Genomic DNA, 3,571 nt, shown 5'->3' on the forward strand with positions numbered 1-3,571 from the left:
CTGTTCGACATAGTTGCAGGCGATGATCGTCGCGGCCAGCAGCATGCCGACCAGCAGCGGCCCCTTGCGGGCGATGTCCAGCGAACCGGTCTTCTTCAGCAAGCGGTCGGAGATGATCCCGCCCAGCAACCCGCCGGCGAAGCCGCACAGGGCGGGCGCGGCGGCGGTGAAGCCGGCTTGCAGGATCGACAGGCCGCGCTCCTTGACCAGGTAGATCGGGAACCACGTCATGAAGAACCAGGTAATGGAGGTGATGCAGTACTGCGCAAGAAAAATCCCCACCAACATTCGGCTGCGGAACAACTGGCCGATTTCACCCCAGCGCATGCCTTTGCCGGAGTTCGCGGCCTTGCTCTTGATGCCTTCCAGGTCTACCAAGCCTTCGCCAGCGCGAATGTATTCCAGTTCTTCGGCGTTCATTTTCGGGTGGCTGATTGGCAGGTAGTACAGCTTCCACCAGACCGCCGCGATCACCAGACCGATGACACCCATGATGATGAACACGTATTCCCAGCCGTAGGTGTAGCAAAGCCAGCCCATGATCGGCGTGAACAGCGCCAGTGACAGGTATTGCGCACTGTTGAATATCGCCCCGGCAACACCGCGTTCCGATGACGGAAACCATGCCGCGATAATCCGCCCGGAAGCGGGACCGACCGGCGATTCGGCAGCACCGAGCAAAAAGCGCAACGCCAGTAGCAAGGGTACGACCATCCCGATGAAGTGGACCATGCCCATCATCACCGTGAGGCAAGACCACACCGAAACGGCGATCATCATCGAGCGCTTCGAGCCAATCCAGTCAGTAAACCAGCCGGAAGGAATCAGGAAGATCACATACGCCCAGCTGAACGCAGAGAACAGATAACCCATCTCCACCGAGCTGATGCCCAGTTCTTTGCCCATGTCGGTACCGGCCACCGACAGGGCGGCACGGTCGCCGGTGCTCAGCGCCAGGACGATGGTAATGAGCGCCAGAATCAGAAACCGATAGCTGGTTTTTTTTGCAACTGCCGACTTTGCCGACGCAGAGGTGCCGGTTGCCGATTCAGCAATGACAGCGGCAGGCAGGTCTTTGCCAGAAAGCGCATAAGGCTGGTGGTTGTTCATATCGGGCCTCATATAGTTATTGTTGTAGCGAGTACTCAACCTGCGACGGCGACGATCTGCCGTGCAGGGTCCTTCATGCTTCTAAGCGTTCTGTGTGTCGGCCTCGGTGTAATCCACTGCCGCCCATTCAAAGTACTTTTTCAGCTCCGTGATTAGCGCCACATGTGCCGGGTGCGGCAGGTAACGATTGACCGCGTCGGCGTCGTCGAAGCTGGTTTCCAGCAAATACTCCCAGCAGATCGGGCGGTCCAACTCGTTGGCCGAGACCTTCCAGCTACGGGCGAAATCAATGTCTTTGCGTAGGTCGCGCATCCACTGCACCAGACGGCTTTCCAGCTCTGGTTGTTTGTCCACGCCCGGCAAGCGGCGGAACATCACGATATGTTTCATCATGGCAAAACTTCCTTATTCGCTGAGCGCCCAGGCAGGCGCATCTTGCAGGGCCAGTGGACGCAGGAAACGCTGCAGTGCGGCATAGCCGACTGAGGTTGATTGCGGCTGTGTCGACGCAGGCCACGGCCCGCCATGCTGTTGCGCGTGAGTCACTGCGACCCCGGTGGGTACGCCGCTGAACAACACGCGACCGGCAATGCTCCGGGCTGCACGCAGTAGCGTCCGGGTGTCGTCGGTGTCCTGTTCAAAACCCCATAACGTGGCAGTCAGCGTGCCGCCGATGGCGTCAAAGACTGATACCGCCTGGTCTACCGAGCGGACCTTGATCACTACAGCCGCTGGGCCAAAGATTTCTTCGCGCAAATGGGCGTCGTCGATAAACGCTTGGGCTTCAATCTCGAACAAGCGTGGCGCTGGTCCGTCGCCGTCGGCGTGCGGTTGAAACAGTGGGCGTGCAGCCGTCGCATGGTCGAGGCGAGCAACGCCGTCATCGAAACCGCGACGCATGCTCGGGGTGAGCATCTTGTGGGTGGTCAATGGCTGCAGTGCTTTGCTTAGCAGCTCGATAAACCGCTCGCTCGCGGCGTGATCGAACACGATGATCACACCAGGACTGGTGCAGAACTGGCCGCAGCCCATGGTGATCGACGCGGCCAATGTTTTGGCGAGATTTTCAGCGTCGCGTTCCAGGATCCCCGGTAATGCCAAAAGTGGATTGATCGAGCCCAGTTCACCGAAAAACGGCACAGGCCGAGCACGTTCGTTGGCGACTTTCCACAGCGCCGTACCGCCTTGATACGACCCGGTAAACGCCACCGCTGCAATCTGTGGATGAGCGACTAAATGTATGCCGGCCGCACGGGAAGCGCCTTCCACCAAGCCCAACAAGCCGCTCGGCAAACCGTGTTCAGCCAGAACACCTTGTGCCACTTCGTGCACGGCGCGGGATAAGCGCGGATGACCTGAGTGGGCTTTGACCACCACCGGACAGCCCGCGGCGAGGGCCGATGCGGTGTCGCCACCGAGCACGGAAAAGGCAAACGGGAAGTTGCTGGCGGAGAACATTGCCACCGGCCCCAGGGGCTGTGACACACGGGTTAACCGCGGACGACCGGCAGGTGGAGGACCGGCAATGGCTTGGTCATCGATGCGGGAGAAAGGCACGCCGGCTTCGACTTCATCGGCGAACCCACGCAGTTGGAACGCTGTGCGGGCAACTTCTCCAGTGAGGCGGCCCGCGCCCAGCCCGGTTTCTTCATCCGCCAGGGTAATAAGCGCTTGTTGATGCTGTTCCAGTGCATCGGCCAGGCCGCGTAGCAGCTTAGCGCGCACGGTTGCTGACGATTCGGCCCACGCGTCGGCTGTAGCCGCAGCTTGCGCAACGGCCTGATCGATCAGTTGGATGTCAGGAGTGCTCATTTCGCAGCTCCGCTCTTGGTGTGCGCATTTTCGGGCTCAAGGTTGTAGCCACGGCCGGTGTAATCAAAATCCACCAGCTCATTAATGGCCACTTCCTTGTCCGCAGGAGAGGCGTAATAGGCACGGATCTCTTTGATGAGTCCGCTCTGTTCGTCGAACACGTACCACTCGTCCCCACGCAGGGCGGTGCCGAGTTTGCCTTTCCAATGAGTCCACTCGATCACGGCTTCATGGCTGTCGTGGCTGACCAGGATTTTTTCGATGGTCCACTGCGATCCCAGGTTTTCCACGCACCAGACCCATTTGGCGGCGATGGTTTCGGCAGTGCGCCATGGAATATCCGGCAGCCCCGCCGGGAAGTAATGGACCGCGTCCGGGGTAAAGCAGGACAGCAGCGCGGCATGGTCACCGGCGTTGCAGGCTGCGAAGTAGCGGCGGATCAGCGCCGCGTAGTTGGCTTGGTTTACGGCACTCATCAGTTCGCCTCCTTACCGATGATGCTTGGAATGTCCGGACGACCGGAGGCAACCCACGCGTGGTAGTCGGAAACCGACGCTGGGCTCGGCGGGTAAACGCCCCACAGCGGCTCACCAGAGGCAATGCGCATGGCCAAGTACCCTTCAATGTCGTCTTGCACCAGGCAGAATTC

Annotated in this window: 4 protein-coding genes; all 4 read right to left on the reverse strand. The window is 60.0% G+C overall.

The window, feature by feature from the left end:
* A partial coding sequence (locus tag M0974_RS14000) for an MFS transporter (RefSeq protein WP_297837593.1) occupies window positions 1-1,110 on the reverse strand: 1,110 nt, incomplete at its 3' end.
* Window positions 1,111-1,191: 81 nt separating this feature from the next.
* The gene (locus M0974_RS14005; protein WP_297837596.1) at window positions 1,192-1,503 is read right to left on the reverse strand and encodes a Dabb family protein; all 312 of its coding nucleotides are present in this window, start codon (window positions 1,501-1,503) and stop codon (window positions 1,192-1,194) included.
* Between the two features lie 12 nt (window positions 1,504-1,515).
* Entirely contained in the window at window positions 1,516-2,922 is a 1,407-nt protein-coding gene (locus tag M0974_RS14010) for an aldehyde dehydrogenase (NADP(+)) (protein WP_297837599.1), read from the reverse strand.
* On the reverse strand, window positions 2,919-3,398 hold the full coding sequence (locus M0974_RS14015; protein ID WP_297837602.1) for a nuclear transport factor 2 family protein: 480 nt from the start codon (window positions 3,396-3,398) through the stop codon (window positions 2,919-2,921). Before M0974_RS14015 ends, M0974_RS14010 begins: the two co-directional genes overlap by 4 nt.
* Window positions 3,399-3,571 lie beyond the last annotated feature (173 nt).

It is taken from the genome of Pseudomonas sp., assembly GCF_026224925.1.
Taxonomy (GTDB): domain Bacteria; phylum Pseudomonadota; class Gammaproteobacteria; order Pseudomonadales; family Pseudomonadaceae; genus Aquipseudomonas.

Coding starts and splice junctions, on each gene's coding strand:
- M0974_RS14005 (WP_297837596.1), bottom strand. CDS start 1,503: ATGATGAAACATATCGTGATGTTCCGCCGCTTGCCGGGCGTGGACAAA.
- M0974_RS14010 (WP_297837599.1), bottom strand. CDS start 2,922: ATGAGCACTCCTGACATCCAACTGATCGATCAGGCCGTTGCGCAAGCT.
- M0974_RS14015 (WP_297837602.1), bottom strand. CDS start 3,398: ATGAGTGCCGTAAACCAAGCCAACTACGCGGCGCTGATCCGCCGCTAC.